This is a genomic window from Thiohalobacter thiocyanaticus (assembly GCF_002356355.1).
GTDB lineage: Bacteria > Pseudomonadota > Gammaproteobacteria > Thiohalobacterales > Thiohalobacteraceae > Thiohalobacter > Thiohalobacter thiocyanaticus_A.
Genome location: NZ_AP018052.1, coordinates 2401092 through 2418755, shown reverse-complemented (window position 1 = coordinate 2418755; position 17664 = coordinate 2401092). Strand labels below are relative to the sequence as shown.

At 66.0% G+C, this 17664-nt stretch carries 18 protein-coding genes; 12 read left to right on the top strand and 6 right to left on the bottom strand.

Going from position 1 to position 17664, the window contains the following annotated elements; translation table 11 throughout:
- Positions 1 to 24: 24 nt before the first annotated feature.
- Positions 25 to 3405 (bottom strand): VanZ family protein, encoded by a 3381-nt coding sequence (locus CFK21_RS11240; protein WP_096366744.1) that lies wholly within the window; start codon positions 3403 to 3405, stop codon positions 25 to 27.
- A gap of 91 nt (positions 3406 to 3496) precedes the next feature.
- Here CFK21_RS11240 and CFK21_RS11235 point away from each other — a divergent pair, with 91 nt between their 5' ends.
- The 5 genes from CFK21_RS11235 to CFK21_RS11215 all read left to right on the top strand — a co-directional run bounded on the left by CFK21_RS11235 (position 3497) and on the right by CFK21_RS11215 (position 7472).
- Positions 3497 to 4276, top strand: a complete 780-nt coding sequence (locus CFK21_RS11235) for a S1 family peptidase (protein ID WP_096366743.1) — start codon at positions 3497 to 3499, stop codon at positions 4274 to 4276.
- A gap of 254 nt (positions 4277 to 4530) precedes the next feature.
- On the top strand, positions 4531 to 5199 hold the full coding sequence (locus CFK21_RS11230) for a hypothetical protein (RefSeq protein ID WP_096366742.1): 669 nt from the start codon (positions 4531 to 4533) through the stop codon (positions 5197 to 5199).
- The gene (locus CFK21_RS11225) at positions 5199 to 5486 is read left to right on the top strand and encodes an HPr-rel-A system PqqD family peptide chaperone (RefSeq protein ID WP_096366741.1); all 288 of its coding nucleotides are present in this window, start codon (positions 5199 to 5201) and stop codon (positions 5484 to 5486) included. The genes CFK21_RS11230 and CFK21_RS11225 overlap by 1 nt, the downstream gene beginning before the upstream one ends.
- Positions 5483 to 6403: an HprK-related kinase A gene (locus CFK21_RS11220; RefSeq protein WP_096366740.1), complete on the top strand. Its 921-nt coding sequence runs from the start codon at positions 5483 to 5485 to the stop codon at positions 6401 to 6403. The genes CFK21_RS11225 and CFK21_RS11220 overlap by 4 nt, the downstream gene beginning before the upstream one ends.
- Positions 6396 to 7472, top strand: a complete 1077-nt coding sequence (locus tag CFK21_RS11215) for a nucleotidyltransferase domain-containing protein (protein ID WP_096366739.1) — start codon at positions 6396 to 6398, stop codon at positions 7470 to 7472. Before CFK21_RS11220 ends, CFK21_RS11215 begins: the two co-directional genes overlap by 8 nt.
- Positions 7473 to 7637: 165 nt before the next feature.
- Here the strand turns inward: CFK21_RS11215 and galE are convergent, their stop codons facing one another.
- Complete coding sequence (gene galE, locus CFK21_RS11210; protein WP_096366738.1) at positions 7638 to 8639, bottom strand: UDP-glucose 4-epimerase GalE; 1002 nt, start codon at positions 8637 to 8639, stop codon at positions 7638 to 7640.
- A 121-nt stretch (positions 8640 to 8760) separates the two neighbouring features.
- On the opposite strand from galE, the gene CFK21_RS11205 reads away from it, so the two are divergent.
- Positions 8761 to 9528, top strand: a complete 768-nt coding sequence (locus CFK21_RS11205; protein ID WP_096366737.1) for a hypothetical protein — start codon at positions 8761 to 8763, stop codon at positions 9526 to 9528.
- On the top strand, positions 9525 to 9977 hold the full coding sequence (mrtJ, locus tag CFK21_RS11200; RefSeq protein ID WP_096366736.1) for a JDVT-CTERM system glutamic-type intramembrane protease MrtJ: 453 nt from the start codon (positions 9525 to 9527) through the stop codon (positions 9975 to 9977). The genes CFK21_RS11205 and mrtJ overlap by 4 nt, the downstream gene beginning before the upstream one ends.
- 335 nt (positions 9978 to 10312) lie before the next feature.
- On the opposite strand, the gene hypD is transcribed toward mrtJ, so the two are convergent.
- From hypD to CFK21_RS11175, 4 genes are read right to left on the bottom strand one after another with little or no spacing between them, the layout of a single operon-like run.
- On the bottom strand, positions 10313 to 11422 hold the full coding sequence (gene hypD / locus CFK21_RS11190; protein ID WP_096366734.1) for a hydrogenase formation protein HypD: 1110 nt from the start codon (positions 11420 to 11422) through the stop codon (positions 10313 to 10315).
- A 10-nt stretch (positions 11423 to 11432) separates the two neighbouring features.
- Complete coding sequence (hypB, locus tag CFK21_RS11185; RefSeq protein ID WP_096366733.1) at positions 11433 to 12263, bottom strand: hydrogenase nickel incorporation protein HypB; 831 nt, start codon at positions 12261 to 12263, stop codon at positions 11433 to 11435.
- 22 nt (positions 12264 to 12285) lie between these two features.
- Positions 12286 to 12657, bottom strand: a complete 372-nt coding sequence (locus CFK21_RS11180; RefSeq protein WP_096366732.1) for a hydrogenase maturation nickel metallochaperone HypA/HybF — start codon at positions 12655 to 12657, stop codon at positions 12286 to 12288.
- The gene (locus tag CFK21_RS11175) at positions 12650 to 12895 is read right to left on the bottom strand and encodes a HypC/HybG/HupF family hydrogenase formation chaperone (protein WP_096366731.1); all 246 of its coding nucleotides are present in this window, start codon (positions 12893 to 12895) and stop codon (positions 12650 to 12652) included. The genes CFK21_RS11180 and CFK21_RS11175 overlap by 8 nt, the downstream gene beginning before the upstream one ends.
- Before the next feature lie 568 nt (positions 12896 to 13463).
- Between CFK21_RS11175 and CFK21_RS11170 the strand changes: the two genes are divergently transcribed.
- The 5 genes from CFK21_RS11170 to CFK21_RS11150 all read left to right on the top strand — a co-directional run bounded on the left by CFK21_RS11170 (position 13464) and on the right by CFK21_RS11150 (position 17652).
- Complete coding sequence (locus tag CFK21_RS11170) at positions 13464 to 13946, top strand: HyaD/HybD family hydrogenase maturation endopeptidase (RefSeq protein WP_096366730.1); 483 nt, start codon at positions 13464 to 13466, stop codon at positions 13944 to 13946.
- A gap of 35 nt (positions 13947 to 13981) precedes the next feature.
- Entirely contained in the window at positions 13982 to 14365 is a 384-nt protein-coding gene (locus CFK21_RS11165) for a hydrogenase expression/formation C-terminal domain-containing protein (protein ID WP_157745632.1), read from the top strand.
- Positions 14362 to 15456 carry a hydrogenase small subunit gene (locus CFK21_RS11160; protein WP_096366728.1) on the top strand — a complete coding sequence of 365 codons (1095 nt, stop codon included), beginning with the start codon at positions 14362 to 14364 and terminating at the stop codon, positions 15454 to 15456. Before CFK21_RS11165 ends, CFK21_RS11160 begins: the two co-directional genes overlap by 4 nt.
- Before the next feature lie 283 nt (positions 15457 to 15739).
- Positions 15740 to 16390, top strand: coding sequence for a hypothetical protein (locus CFK21_RS11155; RefSeq protein ID WP_096366727.1), 651 nt, complete (start codon positions 15740 to 15742; stop codon positions 16388 to 16390).
- Positions 16387 to 17652, top strand: a complete 1266-nt coding sequence (locus CFK21_RS11150; protein WP_096366726.1) for a (Fe-S)-binding protein — start codon at positions 16387 to 16389, stop codon at positions 17650 to 17652. The genes CFK21_RS11155 and CFK21_RS11150 overlap by 4 nt, the downstream gene beginning before the upstream one ends.
- The last annotated feature ends 12 nt before the right edge of the window (positions 17653 to 17664 follow it).

The following is a 17664-nucleotide window of genomic DNA, read 5'->3' as shown; positions in this document are numbered from 1 at the left end:
TGGGCGTGACGGGCGGAGCCGTCGTTAACGGATGATGCGACGTTCAATCTCGCCTTCCTTGTCAAAGCGTACAAGCTCCACCTGCGAGCCGTCGCGCGCGAACCACCACTGGCTGCGGCGTTCGCCGCTGCGGATCTCGCAGCCGACGGCGTTGTCGCGATCGGGCAGGCGGCGGACCTCGGTCGCCCGCCCTGCATCCAGCAGCGAGGGCAGCATCACCACCAGATAGTGGTCCAGCCGGGCCGGTGCGGACGGGCTGACCTCCAGGCGCCAGGCGCCCGGCTCCAGGGTGCGGCCGCGCTCGTCGCGTTTGGCGATGCGCGTATAGACGGCGCCGTCGTCGTCATAGTTTCGGTCGCCCAACCGGAACTCTTGACCCTCACCGCCGATGCGCTGGATGCGCGGCTGTTCGGGCAGCAGGATATGACCTTCCAGGCGGCCGCCGGCGTGGCCGGGACGATCCTGCCCGGGTGGCAGTTCGATCAGGAACTCGCTGCCCTCGACCCGCGGCTCGGTCTGGCTGTGCAGCAGCCAGCGCTTGGTGAAGTCGGCGCGGGTGGCCTCGACCCGGTCGAACACGATGACGGCATCCTGCACCCGGTCGTAGACGAAGGCCCGGCGCAGCGATTCCACCCGCCGGGTGCGGTGGGCGAAGGTGCCCTTGCCCGACAGGCGGTTGGTGTAGGCCGGGGTGAGGTCGGCCAGTTTGACCGCTGCGCCGGCATCCCGGTACACGGCCAGGGTCTCGGCGGTGTGGTAGAGGTCGTACTGTTCCCGCCAGTGTTCCAGGTCGAGCGGAGCGGCCAGGCCCCAGCCGGAGCCGATGCGACGCTGGCCGCCGTCGTTGTGGATGTGGCGGATCCTGTCGCCCTGGTGCCGGGGCACGGTATCGGCCGGATCCGTCACCGTGATCACATTGTGGGCGATGCTCTGGTAGGCATAGTTCAGGTGATGATCGGAGCCGTACTGCTGCGGATAGATGCCGCTGTCGATGGCCAGGGCGCCGCCCTTGTAAATGGTGAAGGCGCCCTGGTCGAGGTGCATGTGCGACCAGTAGTTGTCGCCGGCCTTGAAGCTGACGAAGGTGGCCTCGGGCGACCAGTCGCTGCGCGCGAGCAGCAGGCCGACGCCGTCGGCGTAATGGCTCAAAGGCAGTTGCTGCCTGGCCCCGGGCCGGCACAGGCCGGTATCGGGCAGCGGTCCCCAGGGCCAGCTCAGGGGCTGGGGGCGTTTCGGGTTCGGGCAGCCGTCCAGGCTGTAGACCGCCGGATGGTTCAGTTCCACGCCCAGGGCGGCGGCGTCCGGCACGCTGTTCTCGTACAGTCCGCCATCGCCGAGATGGATGTCCTCGCCGTCGGGCCGCTTGCGGTGGACCAGAAAGTCGGCGAAGCCGCGCAGTCCGGACTCGCTGGCGAACAGGTCCTCGCCGGTGGCGGCGCGCCACATATTGGGCAGCTGGAACACGGCGTCGCCGATGCCGATGGCGACATACTCGGCACCCTCGTGCCAGCCGCCGTTCGCGCCCATCACCTGCCGCCAGACCGGCAGCACGCTGTCCTTCCAGTAATGGTGCGTAAAATTCATCACCGCCCCGGCGCGCGGGTGGTCGCCATGTACGGCGATGGCGCAGGCCATCAGGGCCTGGAACGGGCTGTTGTACAGATACACGTTATAGGGCGAGAGTTGGTTGCGGCGAATGAAGCGGATCTGGTACTCGCACGCATCCAGGGTCTTCTCCAGCAGACTGGCGCGCTGCGCCTCGCTCCATTTGTCATACAGCCAGTCGTAGGCCATGGCCAGCGGCTTGGTCTGCTGATTGCCGCGCCAGCGCAGTTCCAGTTCGAGCAGTTCGGCGTGCAGCTGGTCGAGATCCTGGCTGCCCGGGACCAGCACCTCGGCCATCACGGCGTCGAAGACGCGGTGATGGCGCCGGTTGGCGTCGCTGGCCCGGCGCTGCAGATGCTCCAGGTAGTGGGGGTTTTCCGCGCGGATGATCTTCAGCTGGTCGGGTGTCGGGTAGGGCAGGCGCGGATGCGCCATGCGGAAGCCGGGCAGTTCGGCCGCCGGCAGGCTCTCCGGCGCCGGGATCTCGCGCACCTGCAGTTCCTGCCCGGCGTTGCCGGCCTGGGGGCGGATCAGCAGGGTGGCGGCCAGGCTGGCAGCGAGCAGGATGCCGAAGGCGTACAGGGCCTGACTGGCGGCCAGCGGCCGGAGCGGGCGTGGGCGCGGCTGCGGGGCGCTCAGCAGCCAGGCCAGCAGCCAGCCGAGCAGGGCCAGGATCACGTCGGTGATATCGCCCTGGCGCCCGGGCAGGCCGCGCTGCTGCCACTCCAGTCCGAAGGAGAGGGCCGCGATGGCCAGCACCCCGGACCACAGCAGCAGACCGCCGGCACGGGCCAGCGGCGTCTGCCGCAGGAACAGGCCCAGGGCCAGAAACGGCCAGAGTTGGGCCGCGACATCGGTCAGCCCGAAGCCGTGGCTGATCTGCGGGGAGAAGGGCCGCCAGTTGAACGGGTGCAGCCGGGCGGCGCCGGGATCGACCTGGCTCTGGGCGAGGATGTAGCCGCACAGCGCCGCGGCCGCGCCGACCCAGGGCCACAGGGTTTCACGCCGCCGCAGCAGCAGCACCAGACCGAAGCCGAGCAGGGTGCCCAGCACCAGATCGAGTGACAGCTGACTGCCACTGATCAGTACCCGGGCGGCCAGCAGTGCCGGCAGCAGCAGCGCCAGCAGCCGCAGACGCGGCTGTTGCGGTTTCAGCAGCTGCAGCAGGGCCAGGGCGAAGGCCAGCACCAGGCCCAGCCGTGCCAGGGCGGCCGGCAGGTCCAGCAGTGCCGGGTTGCGCAGCCCGTTGTACAGCGGCAGCAGGCTGTGGCGGATGCCGCCCGGGCTGAGATCGGGCAGCAGGGGGCTGAGTTCGATGAACAGCCACAGCAGCACCGTCAGCCCGGCCGCCGCGGCGGGGGCGTCATCCCGCAGCCAGCGCAACCGCTGGCGTTGCAGCCAGCCCGGCAGGCCGGTCCGGGTGCCGGTGGCCAGCAGTGCGCCCAGCCCCGCGCCGGTGATATTGAGCAGGCTGTCCAGGCCCGAAGTGGTGCGCCCGGGCAGAAAGTGCTGCAGGGCTTCCAGGCCGAGACTGGTGCCGGCCGCCAGCAGCAGCACGGGGGCCAGGCCCGTGCGGCCGCGGCGACGCCGGTGGCCGGCCCAGAGAAAGCCGAACGGCATGTAGACCAGCAGGTTCAGCAGCGCGTCGGCGCCGTTGAATCCCGGCAGCAGACTGTCGGGCAGCCAGCCGGCGGCCGGCAGCCGCCAGCCGCTGAGCGGATACAGGCTGCCGTAAGCGATCAGCAGGGTATAGCTGAGTGCCAGGACAAGAAGCAGGCGTATGTCGCTGCGTGAACGCATGAGGGCATCGCGGGATCGTTGTATTTGTCGGCCGTTTGGGTATTGTAACGCCTAAACCTCATCCGGCTCGATAACAACAAGGCACAGTGACATGCGGTTTACCTGGCTGAAGCTTCTGGCCGTGCTGACCCTGTTATGCAGCGCTCCGCCAGCGCTCGCCGCCGCGGACTATGCCGACATCATCGATCGAACCAAGCCGGCCATTGTCGGGATCGGCACCTTCCAGAAGACCCGGCGGCCGCCGGTCCGGCTGCTGGGGACCGGCTTCGGCGTGCTGGACGGGCGTCACGTCCTGACCAACCTGCACGTGATCCCGGACGAACTCGATGCCGTGCACCATGAGTATCTTACCGTGATGGTCGGCAGCGGGCGTCGTCCGGAACTGCGCCGGGCCAGGCTGCATGCCTCCGATCCGAAGCATGACCTGGCCGTGCTGCGGATCGAGGGCGCCCCGGTCCCGGTGCTGGAACTGGCCCCGCAGGCGCGGGTGCGCGAGGGCGGCATCTACCTGTTCACCGGGTTCCCCATCGGCGCCGTGCTGGGGCTGTATCCCGCCACCCATCGGGCCATGATTGCCGCCATCACGCCCATCGTGATCCCGGCCGACCGCTCCAGCCAGCTCGATCCGGCCACGGTGCGGCGTCTGCGGGCTCCCTATGATGTCTATCAGCTCGATGGCACCGCCTACCCGGGCAACAGCGGCAGTCCGCTGTATCAGCCGGAGTCGGGCAGGGTTGTCGGAATTATTAACAAGGTATTCGTCAAGGAGACCCGGGAATCGGCCCTGAGCGATCCCAGTGGCATCAGCTACGCCATTCCGGTCACGCATGCCGCGGCCTTGCTGCAGCGCATCCGGCAGGCACAGAACTGAACCGGAATCATGCGCCTGTGCTATCTTTCCAGGAACGCGCAAGACAGACCGGCCGCGAAACCGCCGGTACCGGGAGGCGTCAAAGAATTTTACATATCCGGGATGACTGCCGCTGTCCTGCGGACACGGGGCTTCGTGTCGGACCACAGCTGTTTGATTTGGCAATGATAAATTCTGTATGGCATGGCATGTGCTTAGCTTAAGGTATGAATCTGCCCGTTCCAGTCCGGGCACTGTCCAGGATGCAGCTTAAAATGGCCACTGAAAAAGACACAGAAAAAACCGAAAATCAGATAGTTGAATCAGAATCTGCAACGCCCGTCGGCAGCGGGACCCGGCGCCGCATCCTCAAGGGTGCGGCCCTGACCCCGGTGCTGCTGAGCCTGAGCAGCCGGCCGGTGCTGGGCGCGGAGTGCACCATCTCCGGCTTCATGTCCGGCAACGTGTCCGATCACGGCCACGACGACTGCGCCTGCGGTTTCACCCCCGGGGCCTGGAAGACGCCCGACAGAGGCGACGGCAACTGGAACCACACCCCCTTCGATCCGGGCACCTGTGCCAACAGTAAGGGTAAGGGGAAGGGTCAGTGCAACAGCTACAACAGCGACGGCACTCCCTTCTTCGGCCCCAGCACCTTCAGCGGCAGCGACCCGCACTACGCCGGCAAGACCCTGATGCAGGTGCTGTGGCTGCAGGGCAACCAGGACCCGCACCAGTTCGGCGCCCATATCGTCGCCGCCCTGCTCAATTCCTATGCCATCCCGGGCTACGGCATGAGTCCGGCCGATGTCCAGGCCATCTACGCCAACGTCGATGCCAACGGCGGTGCGGCCGCCGGCTACTACATGGGCAACAATGGCAAGATCCTCACCGTCGAACAGGTCGTCGCCTTTATCCAGAGTACCCTCTGCGCCTATCAGTGATGTCCGACCGCCGTTGGCAGGTCTGCGGTCCGTCCGGGCTGGCCCGGGTGGACTGGGACGGAGAGGTCGCGATCTATCACCGCGGCAGCGGTGACACCCATCTGCTCGATCCCCTGGCCGCCGAACTGCTCCGGGCCCTGGAGCAGCAGCCCCGCAGCGACGCGGATTTGGTTTCCCTCCTGAGTGAGTTAGTATCCCCGGAACCGGCGCGGCCGCCGCAGGCGCTGGTTGAGACCATCCTGGGAGAACTCAAGCGATTGAACATTATCGAGCAGGTCGAGCCTTGACCCTGGCCGCCATCGCCCCGGGGCGGCTGCCGGGGCAGCTGGCCGGTCCGGGGATCTGTGTCAGAACCGGCCCCTTCGTTTCGCGCATCCAGTCGCGCCTGCCCGCCGTGGCGGCCGGCCTGGCGCTGCTCTATCCCGATTATCCCCTGGCCGACCCCGACGGATTCACCGACTTCCGGGTGCGATTGTTCAGCCCGAACCCACTGCGCCGCTGGTGGCGGCCGCAGGTGCAGTTCGCCATGGACGGCCGGATTCCGTTCAAGCCGCTGCCCCTGAGCCAGGCCTACCCGCTGCTGGAATGGGGGCTGAACTGGTGCATCACCAGCCATATGCATCACTATCTGTTGATTCATTCGGCGGTGGTGGAGCGGAACGGCCTGGGCGTGATCCTGCCCGGCGAGCCGGGGGCGGGCAAGAGCACGCTCTGCGCTGCGCTGGTGCTGCGCGGCTGGCGGCTGCTGTCAGACGAGATGGCGGTGATCGATCTGGACCGCCTGGAACTGATCCCGGTGGTACGGCCGGTGAGCCTGAAGAACGCCTCCATCGAGGTGATCCGCCGCTTTGCCCCCGAGGCGGTCATCAGCCCGCCGGCGCTGGACACCCTCAAGGGCACGGTGGCCCACCTGCGGGTACCGCGTGCCAGCATCGAGGGCATGGACGAACCGGTCCGGGCCGGGGCCATTGTGTTTCCCCGCTACCGCCCCGATGCCGTGCCGGCGCAGGCCGCGTCCGAGACGCCGGGACGCACCCTGCTGCGCATCGCGCAGAACACCTTCAACTACAGCCTGCTGGGCGAGCGTGCCTTTCAGGCCCTCACCGCCGTGGTGCAGGGAAGTCGCTGTCACGACCTGAGCTATGCCGATCTCGACGAGGCCATCGCCTGGTTCGACCGCCTGAGCGGGGGCGCCCATGCCTGACACCGGCCTGCCCCTGCTGGTTCGGGTGCTGCGGGCGCCGGAGGTGGCTGCCACGCTGGATGCGCCCGCCTGGGAACGGCTCATCCGCCAGGCCCGGCATGCCAACCTGCTGGCCCGGCTGGCGCACCAGGTCGCCGCCGTCTGTGAGCCGGCGGCGCTGCCGCCGCCGGTGCAGCGGCATCTGGATTCGGCCCGCAATTTCGCTGCCGCCCATGCCCGGGTGGTGCGCTGGGAGGTCAACCGCATCCGCCGTGCCCTGGCGCCGCTGGGCGTGCCGGTGGTGCTGCTGAAGGGCGCCGCCTATCTCATGAGTGGGTCGCCGGTGGCGATCGGCCGGGTGTTCAGCGACGTGGATATCCTGGTGCCGCGCGCGCAGCTGGATGCGGTGGAGGAGTCGTTGTACTGGGCCGGGTGGTTGACCACGCATCACGACGCCTATGATCAGCGCTACTACCGCCAGTGGATGCATGAGTTGCCGCCGCTGCGCCATGTCCGCCGCAGGACGGTGCTGGATGTCCATCACAACATCCTGCCCGAGACGGCACGACTCAGCCCGGATCCGGAAAAACTGCTGGCGGCGGCCGAGTGCATCGACGCGCCCGAGCTGCATGTCCTGTCCGCCGAAGATCGTATCCTGCACAGCGCCACCCATCTGTTCCATGATGGCGAGTTCGAGCATGGGCTGCGCGACCTGGTCGACCTGGACGGACTGCTCCGCGCAGCGGCCGGGACGAGCCCGGATGTCTGGGAGCGCCTGCCGGTGCGCGCCGGGGAACTGCAGCTGTCACGTCCGCTGGCCTATGCCCTGCGCTACTGCCGGGAGATCCTGGGCACACCGGTGCCGGACGCGCTGCTGCAGTGGACGGATCGGGCTCTGCCCGGTCAGGGTGTGCGCGGTCTGATGGACGCCCTGATGGCACGCGCCCTGCGTCCGCCGCACCCCGACTGCGATGATGCCTTCAGCCCGCTGGCGCGCTGGTTGCTGTATCTGCGCGGCCATGCCCTGCGCATGCCGCCGCAGCTGCTGTTGCCGCATCTGGTGCGCAAGGCGGTGAGGAGTGAGGAGTGACGGGGTGTTCTCCACCCATCCTACCTGTCCGGGGCGGCAGGTCGTGCGGTGTGTAGGATGGGTGAAGGCGCGTGCGCCGTAACCCATCGTCTCCAGCGGTGTGATGATGGGTTGCGCTGAGCTTCACCCATCCTACCCGTTGCAACGCGAATTGCGTGGCTGTGTTCAGGCCCCGTAGGCCGTGCCGGCGGCGAGCTTCTTTTCCCACTCCAGCGAGGTCTGCACGATGAAGTCCAGGTCGTCGTAGCGCGGGGTCCAGCCAAGGACTTCGCGAGCGCGTTCGGAGCGGGCGATGAGGGTCGGCGGGTCACCGGGGCGCCGGTCGGTCTCTTCCACTGCAATGGGATGGCCGGCCACGCGTTCCACCGCCTCGATCACCTCGCGCACGCTGTAGCCGTGGCCGTAGCCGCAGTTGAGCGTGGCCGAGTCACCGCCGTCGCGCAGGTAGTCCAGCGCCTTGAGGTGGGCGTCGGCAAGGTCCTCCACATGAATGTAATCGCGCACCCCGGTGCCGTCAGGGGTGGGATAGTCGGTACCGAAGACGTACATGCGGTCGCGTCGGCCGGCGGCGACCTCGCAGGCGACCTTGATCAGCAGGGTGGCGCGCGGCGTTGACTGGCCGATGTCGCCGTCGGGGCTGGTGCCGGCGACATTGAAGTAGCGCAGCGCCACATGCCGCAGATCGCTGGCGCGACTGAGGTCGCGCAGCATCATCTCGCTCATCAACTTGGAGGCGCCGTAGGCGTTGATCGGATCGGTCGGGGTATCCTCGGTGCAATAGGGCGAATCGGGGATGCCGTAGACCGCCGCCGTGGAGGAGAAGATGAAATGCTTGACCCCGTGATGCTGGCAGCAGCTGAGCAGGCTGCGGGTGTGGCAGGTGTTGTTGCCGTAATATTTCAACGGATTCTCAACGGATTCCGGCACCACGGTATGAGCGGCGAAGTGCAGGACGGATTCGATGCCATGCTCGGTCAGCAGCCGGCCGACCAGGGCGGCATCGCCGGTGTCCCCCACCACCAGTTCGGCGCCCTGGACCGCCTCGGCAAAGCCGGTGGAGAGGTTGTCCAGCACCACCACCCGCTCCCCGCGCCGGACCAGCTGGCGTACCACATGGCTGCCGATGTAGCCGGCGCCGCCGGTGACCAGGATCGCACCTGACTGCATTGAATCATCTCCCATATCGCAATGTTTTCAATCTTTTGGTTTAATTTCCGGCAATCTTAACAGGATGCCGGGAACAAAACGACGCCTTCCCGCATTCCGCGGCCACCGAAAAGGATAAGCCATGCGAACACTACTCCTGGCGCTGGGACTGCTGCTGTGCATGACCGCCAGGGCTGCCGATCCCCGGATTCATTCGGGGGAGCAGTCACTGACCTTCGCGGATTACCTGGAACTGTACGAACGCTGCAAGGCCCGGGAGGAATTCACCCCGCCGCGCGGCGAGTACGAAACCCGGGAGGAATACCGGCTGCGACTGGAGCGGCTGCGCGTGGGCTGCGACCGCCACCGCCTGATCGAACGGGCGCAGCTGCAGGTGCCGGTATTCCTCGACTACCAGGCCGATCAGCAGCGGTTCGTGTTCGAGTTGCCGCAGGCGGAGGCCTTCCGCATTCATTACCAGCCGCTGATCTGGGACGATTTCCCGGCCTTTCTCGGCAAACTGCCGCGCGACAAGTGGCATGTGGACGACCCCACCGCCAAGGCCAGCGTCTACAAGGAGTGTCAGCCACGCCGGGTGGTACTCAACGAGGACTTCTTCACCGGGCTGGAGCCCTTCCGCGCCGATTCCTGGCGCGGCTGCATGACCTATTACGAACGCGGTGAGGAATTCGCCTGGCGGCGGGACGAGAACACCTTCTATATCGAGGATGTCACCTTCCATGTACAGGCATCGGTGGATCGGGCCCGCATGCTCAAGGAGCAGGAGGCGCAGCTGTACTTCGTCATCGACGGCCGGCTGAAGGTGCCGGAGCGGGAATTCGTGGCTCAGCGGGTGCGGCTGCGCAATACCGCCACCGGTACCGATTTCCTGCAACTGCTGCCTGAATGAGGTCGCCGGCCGGGCTGCGGTCAGTACTGCGGGACGGTCATTTCTGGCTGGCCCATCTGGCAGCGGTGCTGCTGTGGCTGGCCGGGCTGGCCTGGTTGCGGCCGGAACCCGATCCGCTGTGGCCGCTGCATGCCGTTCAGGCCTTCGTCCTGCTCGGGCTGGGCTATCCGGTGGTCGAGGAGGTCCTGTTCCGCGGCCTGCTGCAGGGCTGGTTGCGTGAGCGGCCGCGGCTGCGGGTGTCCCGCTTCGGCATCACCCCGGCCAATCTCATCACCAGCCTGGTGTTCACTGCGCTGCATTTCATCAATCATCCGCCGCTGGCCGCGGCCGCGGTGCTGGCGCCGTCGCTGGTGTTCGGTTATTTCCGCGACCGGCACGACAGCCTGATCGCGCCGATCTGGCTGCACTGCTTCTACAACATCGGCTATTTCTGGCTGTTCGCTGCGTAATTTTATAATGGCCACGGAAAACACGGAAAGCACGGAAAGCACGGAAAGCACGGAAAGCACGGAAAGCACGGAAAGCACGGACACCTTAATGCTCAAGAAGTCTGTGATATCCCTCTACCCGTCATTCCCGCGAAGGCGGGAATCCATAGACCTCGGTGGCTTCTGGATTCCCGCCTTCGCGGGAATGACGGGGAAGCGCTGTAGGTTGATTAGCCCGCAGGGCGTAACTCAACAGCCTTGACCGTATTCGTTGGGTTACGGCGCTGTCGCGCCTAACCCAACCTACAGGTTGCCATCACTAATCATTATCGTGGGGTTTCGTGGCCGACAAAAACTCAGGCCGTGTCCTTCGCCCGCTCGCGCACGCCGCCGGCCCACCAGATGCGGCACGCACCCTCGTCGGAGACCATGCAGGGGCCGATGGGGTGGCGCGGGGTGCAGGCCGCGCCATAGAGGATGCATTCATTGGGATAGATCTTCCCCAGCACCACCCGGGCGCAGTCGCAGCCGGGCGGCATCTGGCCGGCGCGCTTGCGCGCGCTGTCCTGCTGGGCGGGATACAGGCGGCGGGCATCCTGGGCAGCATAGGCCGCACGCAGGTGAAAGCCGGAGTCCGGAATCACGCCCACGCCGCGCCAGTTGGCGTCACCCACCTCCATGACCTGGTCGAGCAGCCGGCGGGCGGCCGTATTGCCGCCGGGGCGCACCAGTTCCGGATAGCAGTTGTCCAGGAAGGGCCGGCCCTCGCGGTACTGGCGCAGGGTGGAGTACATGGCCGCCAGCAGCGACTCCGGGCTGAAACCGGCCACGGCGGCCGGAATGCCGTGGCGCTGGACCACGAACTCCCATTCCTCCGGACCCATCACGGTGCTGACATGGCCGGGGGCGACCAGGCAGTCGAAGCCGGCCTGCTCGGAGTCCAGCAGCATGGCCACCGCCGGCCAGGTCAGTCGGCCCGAGAGCAGTACGCTCAGGTTGTCGGGCACGCCCTCGGCCAGCATGGCGGCCACCGGCGCGGTGGTGGTCTCGAAACCGGCGGCGAAGAAGACCACCGGCCTTCCAGGCTCGGCACGGGCGATGCGCACGGCCTCGGCGGGTGAGGCGATGGGGCGGATGTCGGCCCCGGCCGCCCGGGCCTGTTCCAGCGAGCGCGGGTCCTTCTTCGGGGCGTTGACCGGGACCCGCAGCATGTCGCCGAAGGCGACCAGGATGACATCCTCGTTCAGGGCCAGCTGGATGGCGTGATAGACGTCCTCTTCCGGGCATACGCACACCGGACAGCCCGGTCCGGGAATCAGTTCGATGTTCTCCGGCAGGGCGCCGCGCAGCCCGGCCTGGGTGATGGAGCGTTCGTGGCCGCCGCAGACGTTCATGATGCGCACCGGCTCGCGGATAGCCAGGTCGTGGATGCGCTGCAGCCAGCGGCGGGCGGCGGAGTCGCTCATGGTGATGGCCTCAGGGGTGTGGGCGCGGGCCGCTGTGCAAAGCCGCGCCCTCGGGCTGAATCGCCGGGCGCAGGGTTTCGCTGCGCGCGCGGCGTTCGCGCTGGGCGTCGACCTCGGCGCGCAGCCAGTCCAGCCAGGCGTCCAGACCCTGCCCCTTGCGGGCCGAAAGATTGAACACGGGCGCGGGATTGGCCAGTTCACGCAGGCAGCGGGTGGCGCGGTCGGGGTCGAAATCGTCCAGCACCGCCAGCAGGTCGGCCTTGGTCAGCAGCATCAGGTCAGCGGCGCGGAACATCACCGGATACTTGGCCGGTTTGTCGTCGCCCTCGGTCACCGACAGCAGGGTGACGTTGCGATGATGACCCAGATCGAAGCTGGCCGGACAGACCAGGTTGCCGACGTTCTCGATGAACAGGATGTCCAGGTCGTCGAGGTCCAGATGATGCAGGGCGTCATGCACCATGTGGGCATCCAGGTGGCAGGCGGTGCCGGTGGCGATCTGGAAGGCCGGCACGCCGCGGGCGCGGATGCGCTCGGCGTCGTTCTCGGTTTCCAGGTCGCCCTCGATGACGCCGATCCGCAGTTCATTGCCCAGCGCATCGATGGTCGCCTCCAGCAGCGCCGTTTTGCCCGAGCCGGGTGAGGACATCAGATTGACCGCCAGCACGCCGTGGCGGTCGAAGTGTTCGCGGTTGTGGGCGGCCTGGCGGTCGTTTTCCGACAGCAGGCCCTGCAGTACCTCCACGCTTTCGTGTCCCTGACGGGTGAATCTGAGCTTGCCGTCGATTTCCAGCAGGTGACGGTTGCCGGGAGTGAGGTTGCAGCCGCAGGTGTCACACATGGTGTAAGTTCCCGTTATGCGTTCAGTTCAGATAAGCGGATTCGGTTTCGGGCATGATGAACTCCACGCTGGCCAGCAGCAATTCGTCCCCGCTGATGAGCCGGGTCTGCCAGGAGCCGCATTGGTTGCACAGCAGCCGGTTGGGTCGGACCTCGGATTCGGTGCCGCATTCGTTGCAGTGCACGCGCAGGGCGTCCGTCTCCACGACCAGATCGGCACTCGCGGCCAGGGTGCCGGCGCTGGCAATGGGAAAGGCCTGGCGCAGCAGTTCGGGTTCCACCCCGGCAAGCGGGCCGATGCGTACCACGATGCGCGAGACCCTCTCGGCGCGGTGACGGCGGGCCAGGTCGCTGACCTGGCGCAGCATGCCCTGGCACACGGACAGCTCATGCATCGACGCCGCCGCCTTCCAGTTGCCCCAGCATCTCATCGTAGAGTTCCCAGGCCGAACGCGCCTCCTGTGCGCTCATCTTCTGGATGGCGTAGCCGACGTGCACCATCACGAAATCGCCCGGGGCCAGAGGTTCATCCTGAAGCAGGAACAGGCTGACATCGCGCTGTACCCCCTTGGCCTCGCACTGGGCGACGAAACCGTCGACATTGAGAACCTGCATGGGTATGCCCAGGCACATGGGCGGGCCTCCGTGATCGGGCGTTTGGGCCGGTGTTTCCCAGTATAGTCCTACGATTGGTTCATGCATGCAAGGCACCGCCTTGCGCCGCGTCATATGGCTGTCATACTCAGTCCATAACTTCGATAAGGGAGTGGCAGCGGTATGCACGACAGGCGAGTGGCGACGGCAGGCTCTGCCGCGCGGGCGTGGCTGGGACTGCTGATGCTGGGTGCGGGCGTCAGTGCCTGCTCGTCCGGGACGGCAACCGAAACGGGCAGGGCACTGTATGAGCAGAATTGCCAGTCCTGCCATCGATCCATATCAGTTTTTGCTGATATGGAGCCGGCCCGGCTGCAGGCCGAACTGGCCGCGCCCGCGCTGCGCAAACACCGTTTCCGGCTGTCGCTGGAAGAGCAGCAGGCATTGCTGGATTACCTGCGCAGTGGCCGATAGACAGGTATTTCACATTCTGCTATATCCTGTCCGCAGGGCGCTTGATATGCGTCAATCCATTACCTGTTGACCTGTGGCGCACAGGGGCAATAATAGGGTCCATGGAAGCGTCCATACAAAGACACGCTCAAGAATGAATAACAACTGCCTTGTACTTGGACTCGGCAATACCCTGCTCAGCGATGAAGGGGTCGGCGTCCATGTCGTAAAACGGCTGGAAGAAGCTGCCCTGCTCGACGGGAACGTGACCTGCATGGACGGCGGCACCCTGAGCTTCACCCTGGCCGAAGCCATCGAATCCACCAATCGGCTTATCGTTGTCGATGCCGCCGAACTCAATGCCGCGCCCGGTACCGTTCAGGTCTACGAGAACGAAGGCATGGACGAATTCATCGGCAGCAACCGCAAGCGCAGCGTGCATGAGGTCAGTCTGCTCGACCTGCTGGCCATCGCCCGCCTGACCGATTCACTGCCACAGCGCCGCGCCCTGGTCGCCATCCAGCCGGAGCAGGTCGACTGGGGCGATATGCCCACCGAAGCGGTGCAGGCGGCCATCGAGCCGGCCTGCGAGGCCATCCATTCGCTCATTCAACGGTGGCGTCAGTGGGCGGCCTGAACGATATCCCGGTCGTCACTGTTGCGGATGAGGTCGTGTCGGACACGGACATCACGCCGGCGGTACAGGCCCTGTTGATGGAACTGGCCGAAAGGCTGGAGATATTCCGCCGGACCGGCGAGACCCATGTCATCGACCTGCGCAGCCTGCCGATGCCGGTGGCCGAGCACGAACTGCTGCGTGAATGGCTGGGGGTGGGTGAGGTGCGTATCGAACTCGACTCCCTCGGCCCCACGGCCATCCACGAGACAGCCTATCCGGGGATCTGGTGGGTGGTGCATCGCAACCGCGACGGGGAAATCATGACCCAGCAGGTCGAAGTCACCGCCTGTCCCGAGATTATCCGTTCCCAGCAGGAAGACATCCATGAAGGGCTGCAGCGCCTGCACGAGGCGCTGCCCACAGGAGAATCCGCATGACACGACCGACGCTTGCCCAGCAGCTGGCCCGACAGGGCATCAGCCGCCGCGCCTTTCTCAAGTTCTGTGCGGCCACCGCCTCCATGATGGCGTTGCCGCCGACCATGGCGCCGGCCATCGCCGAGGCCCTGGGCAAACGCACCCGCCCCTCGGTGATCTGGCTGTCGTTCCAGGAGTGCACCGGCTGCACCGAGTCGCTGACCCGCTCGCACTCGCCGACGGTGGAGAACCTGATCTTCGACCTGATTTCGCTGGACTATCACCACACCCTGCAGGCCGCCGCCGGCGAAGCCGCCGAACTGGCGCGCGAACAGGCCATGGAGGAGGGCGGTTATCTGGTACTGGTCGACGGTTCCATTCCGGTTGCTGACGGCGGTGTCTACTCCACCATCGCGGGCATGACCAACCTGGACATGCTGGCGCATACGGTCAAGGATGCCGCGGCCGTGGTGGCCATCGGTTCCTGCGCCGCCTTCGGCGGTATCCCCAAGGCCGATCCCAATCCCACCGGGGCGAAGAGCGTCGCCGCCCTGATGGCCGACGGCAGCATCGCCAGCAAGCCGCTGATCAACGTCTCCGGCTGCCCGCCCATCCCGGTGGTCATCACCGGCGTGCTGGCGCACTACCTCACTTTCGGCAGCGTGCCCGAACTCGACGATCTGGGCCGGCCCAAGGCCTTCTTCGGCGACTCCATCCATGATCGCTGTTACCGCCGGCCCTTCTACGACGCCGGCAAGTTCGCCAAGACCTTCGACGACGAGGGCGCGCGCAAGGGCTGGTGCCTGTACGAACTGGGCTGCAAGGGCCCGACCACACACAACGCCTGTGCCACCGCCAAGTGGAACATGGGGACCAGCTTCCCCATCGAATCCGGTCACGGCTGTATCGGTTGCTCGGAACCGGATTTCTGGGATGCCGGCAGCTTCTACAAACCGCTGAGCGCGGCCACCGGCGACCTGTCCGGTCTGGCCGGCGGGGCGATCGCCGCCGGCGCTGTGGCCGGCGCGGCCGCCGGGCTGTATGCGCGTAGTCAGAAGCATAAGGCGGCCGCCAGCCGGGAGAAGATGACGGTGGATGATCTGAAGGACTAGATATTCATGGCCACGGAAGCACACGGAACAACACGGAATGCAATCAATTCAGTGAACAGGCTCTTGCCCCAGCCTCGTCACCCCCGCGCAGGCGGGGATCCAGTGTGTATCTGCTCTGCCGGACACTGGGTTCCCGCCTTCGCGGGAACGACGGATAAGCGGGTATCCGGGTTATGCGAGAGCCATTCAAACCATTGGATGAATATTTTCGGTTCCATACCATGTGTTTCCGTGGCAAGTAAACGAGCTGATTGAGTAGCAGGGCAGGTCTGGGGAGACCGATATGGAATTTCTCAACTGGGTAAGGGGTCCGGGCCTGGAATATGCAACTGTGATATTCCTGGTCGGGATCTTCATGCGCTTCATCGAAATGTGGCTGATCGGGCGCAAGCCGGATCTGTCCAGACCGCGCGCCAGCGCCTCGCGGGCCGGTTGGCGTGCCGTGTGGCGGCGCTCCCTGCCGAGCGAGGGCCTGATGAAGAACTCGCCGCTGGTGTTGATCGCCGGCTATGTGTTCCACATCGGCTTCCTGCTGGTACTGCTGTTTTTCATCCCCCACATCCAGTTCTTCAAGGACGTGCTGGGTTTCGGCTGGGCCGGGCTGCCGTCGCCAGTGATCGATTTTCTGTCCATTCTCACCATCGCCGCGCTGGTGGCGCTGCTGGTGCACCGGCTGGTCGACCCGGTGCGCCGCTTCCTGTCCACATCTCAGGACTACATCGCCTGGGTCGTTACCACCCTGCCGGTAGTGACCGGCTACATGGCCATGCACATGGACGTGGTGCCCTACACCACCATGCTGGCGCTGCATATCCTGAGCGTGGAGATCCTGATGGTGGTGTTTCCCTTCACCAAGCTGATGCACGCCTTCACCTTCGCGGTGTCGCGCTACTACAACGGTGCGGCCATGGGTCGCAAGGGAGTCCAGCTATGAGTCCCTCGCTCGAACGCGGTCTCAACGCCTTCGTCAACCAGATCGACGGGCCCATTGCCTCCTATTTCAACAGCTGCGTGCACTGCGGCATGTGTGCCCATGCCTGCCTGTTCTACACCGAGACCGGTGATCCGAAGTACACGCCCATCTACAAGACCGAACCGCTGCGCCGCGCCTGGAAGCAGAACTTCACCTTCTGGGGCCGGTTGCTGTCGAAGCTGGGTCTGGAGAAGAAGATCACCGACGAGGAACTGGCCGAGTGGGAGACGCTCATCTACGACGGCTGCACCCTGTGCGGGCGCTGCACCGCCGTGTGTCCGGTCGGCAATGACATCACCTACATGATCCGCAAGTCGCGCGAGGCCATGGCCGCTTCCGGTCATGCCCCGGAAGGGTTGAAGATGGCCACCACCCGCGCCATCGAGATCGGCAGTCCCATGGGGGTGACCATCGATACCCTCAAGGCGCAGATCAAACACACCGAGAAGGAGACGGGCCTCACGGTGCCGCTGGATGTCGAGGGCGCCGAGTACCTGATGCTGCTGTCCTCTGCCGAGATCGCCCAGTTCAACGAGATCATCGGGGCGGTCACGGAGATATTCGACCGTGCCGGCGTGTCCTGGACCCTGTCCTCGACCGCCTTCGAGGCCACCAACAGCGGCATTCAGATTGGCTCCAGTGATCTGGCCGCGGAGCTGGTGCAGCGCATTGTCGACAGTGCCGAACGGCTAGGGGTCAGGACCGTTATCAGCCCCGAGTGCGGCCACGCCTACACCGCCCTGCGCTGGGAGGGGCCCAACCTCATCGGGCGCAGCTACCCGTTCGAGGTCAAGCATATCCTGGAGGTGCTGGATGAACTGCGCGCCGAGGGCCGGCTGCAGACCAGCGGCAGGGAATCGGCGCGGGTGACCTTCCACGACCCCTGCCAGCTGGTACGCCGCGGCGGCGTGGTGCAGCAGCCGCGCAGTCTGCTCAACATGGTGGCGGAGGACTTCGTCGAGATGCCCGATGCCGGGGTGATGAACTGGTGCTGCGGCGGCGGCGGCGGCGTGAGCGCCAACGAGCGCGCCAACCCGCTGCGGGCCCAGGTGTTCAGCCGCAAGAAGAAGCAACTCGACGGTCTGCAGGTGGAGAAGTTGGTCACGGCCTGTTCCAACTGCCGCAACATGCTCGAGGAAGGCCTGGAGGAGAACCGCATGGAGGATATCGAGGTGGTGGGCCTGACCGAGATGCTGGCGGAGTTTCTGCCGGAGAAGACGTGAAAATCATTAGCC

Bases quoted from the DNA above. Each gene is read 5' to 3' on its own strand.
- CFK21_RS11240 (WP_096366744.1), bottom strand. From the start codon at position 3,405: ATGCGTTCACGCAGCGACATACGCCTGCTTCTTGTCCTGGCACTCAGC.
- CFK21_RS11235 (WP_096366743.1), top strand. From the start codon at position 3,497: ATGCGGTTTACCTGGCTGAAGCTTCTGGCCGTGCTGACCCTGTTATGC.
- CFK21_RS11230 (WP_096366742.1), top strand. From the start codon at position 4,531: ATGGCCACTGAAAAAGACACAGAAAAAACCGAAAATCAGATAGTTGAA.
- CFK21_RS11225 (WP_096366741.1), top strand. From the start codon at position 5,199: ATGTCCGACCGCCGTTGGCAGGTCTGCGGTCCGTCCGGGCTGGCCCGG.
- CFK21_RS11215 (WP_096366739.1), top strand. From the start codon at position 6,396: ATGCCTGACACCGGCCTGCCCCTGCTGGTTCGGGTGCTGCGGGCGCCG.
- galE (WP_096366738.1), bottom strand. From the start codon at position 8,639: ATGCAGTCAGGTGCGATCCTGGTCACCGGCGGCGCCGGCTACATCGGC.
- CFK21_RS11205 (WP_096366737.1), top strand. From the start codon at position 8,761: ATGCGAACACTACTCCTGGCGCTGGGACTGCTGCTGTGCATGACCGCC.
- mrtJ (WP_096366736.1), top strand. From the start codon at position 9,525: ATGAGGTCGCCGGCCGGGCTGCGGTCAGTACTGCGGGACGGTCATTTC.
- hypD (WP_096366734.1), bottom strand. From the start codon at position 11,422: ATGAGCGACTCCGCCGCCCGCCGCTGGCTGCAGCGCATCCACGACCTG.
- hypB (WP_096366733.1), bottom strand. From the start codon at position 12,263: ATGTGTGACACCTGCGGCTGCAACCTCACTCCCGGCAACCGTCACCTG.
- CFK21_RS11180 (WP_096366732.1), bottom strand. From the start codon at position 12,657: ATGCATGAGCTGTCCGTGTGCCAGGGCATGCTGCGCCAGGTCAGCGAC.
- CFK21_RS11175 (WP_096366731.1), bottom strand. From the start codon at position 12,895: ATGTGCCTGGGCATACCCATGCAGGTTCTCAATGTCGACGGTTTCGTC.
- CFK21_RS11170 (WP_096366730.1), top strand. From the start codon at position 13,464: ATGAATAACAACTGCCTTGTACTTGGACTCGGCAATACCCTGCTCAGC.
- CFK21_RS11160 (WP_096366728.1), top strand. From the start codon at position 14,362: ATGACACGACCGACGCTTGCCCAGCAGCTGGCCCGACAGGGCATCAGC.
- CFK21_RS11155 (WP_096366727.1), top strand. From the start codon at position 15,740: ATGGAATTTCTCAACTGGGTAAGGGGTCCGGGCCTGGAATATGCAACT.
- CFK21_RS11150 (WP_096366726.1), top strand. From the start codon at position 16,387: ATGAGTCCCTCGCTCGAACGCGGTCTCAACGCCTTCGTCAACCAGATC.